This window comes from Streptomyces longisporoflavus, assembly GCF_014649775.1.
Lineage (GTDB): Bacteria > Actinomycetota > Actinomycetes > Streptomycetales > Streptomycetaceae > Streptomyces > Streptomyces longisporoflavus.
Window position 1 is genome coordinate 1 of record NZ_BMTR01000105.1, and the last position, 1,519, is coordinate 1,519.

Sequence of the window (1,519 nt, forward strand, 5' to 3'; positions counted from 1 at the left end):
AATCTTGGTGTTCGCGGAGGCCAGCGGGTGCAGGCCGATCTCATGGGCCAGCATGCCCATCACATAACCGATGTCGTACTTCTCGAAGTAATAACTCGCCAGGTTGATCTCGACACCCGCGTCACCCCGGTCATGCACATCGGCCGGGGTCTCCGTCGTCCGCACATGCAGCGTGATACGGACCGGACGGCCGCCGACGAAATCCTTGATCGTGCTGTGCTCGTCCAGCAGCTCGACGATCCGGACCGCCTTCTCGACATACCTGTCCGTCTGATTCAGATTGGTGAACTCGAAGTTGCCCAGCTTGAAGGTACGAAGGGTCGGCTCCAGCACGGCGGGGGCCGCGTCCGCGTCCCGGGGAGCGTGGGCCGGGACCTCGGTGGCCTCCGTGCCGTCGTCAGGCCGGGGCAGGGAGACCGGGTCGACCCAGACGGACTCGCGCAGTTCCTCGACGGCGGAGCTCCGGGCCGCCGCCCAGCTCTGCTCGGGGTTGTGCTGGGGCGCCGGGGTTACGTCGCCGATGAGCGCTCCGAGCAGGGCCAGGTGCCGGTCGCGCAGCCCGGCGGGGGCGAGGGAAGCGTCTTCGGGAGCCTTGTTGAGGTCGCCGAGGAGGCTGCCGAGGATATGGGGGCGCTGCGGGGAGTCGGTGTCCCGGTATTCGTCGCGCAGGCCGAGTTGGTGGGTGAGTTCGTGAACCAGCTGCACCGGGGTGGCGTCGGCCCACCAGGTGGTCTGATCCATCCCCTGGTCCCGGCCCGTCAGCTCCACGGTCAGGTGCGGGGCATCGGCGGGATCGACTCGCTCGACCGTCACGTGCAGCCGGTCGCCGTTGAACAGGCGATAGTCCGGACCGTTGAGGAACTCCTCGACTCCCATGCCGAGTTGGCCGAACACGTGGGTGGCCTGGTCGTCGGCGCCTCGGAACGCGACGCGGACGGTGAGGTCGGTGACCGGCTCGCCCTGGTACGAGAACCGCCGTGCGTCGAAACCGGAACGCACCACGAAACGGGGGCGGCTGTCGCGCGTGCCGCTCGGCGACATCGTGATGTGCGGGGCGGCACCGGTGTCGGCGTCGGTGCCGGGTTGGGGCAGTCTGGGGCGCGCTTCGCCGGGATTGGCTCCGGCGCTGTCCCGGATCTGGTCGGGGTCGGTGGGTTGCTGGATGCTGTCGCCGCGGTTGTTGGTTCCGACACTGGTGGCCAGGGACGCGAAATCACCCAGGACACCGAACCTGCCCTTGTCCGCAGGCAGCAGAGGACGGACGGGGCTGTCCGCTGCGAGGTGCTCAGCGAATTGAGCCTTGTAGGCGTTGTAGGCCCTGGCCGTATAGCTGGGATCCGTGACCGCCCTCGCCCGGTGGTCATTGGTCACCGCGATCGACGCCAGATCCATCAGATACGTGTCGATCAGATCGGTGACATCCTTCGCCTTGGCGCCCGCCACGCCTACGCGCGCGTGCTGGGCAAGCACCCGGGCCATCTCCAGGACGATGTCACGGTAGATGCCGTGCCGGATGGTG

Annotated in this window: 1 protein-coding gene; it reads right to left on the reverse strand. The window is 67.9% G+C overall.

The annotated features are described in order from the left end of the window. A partial coding sequence (locus IE226_RS43580) for a hypothetical protein (protein WP_190087083.1) occupies positions 1-1,519 on the reverse strand: 1,519 nt, incomplete at both ends.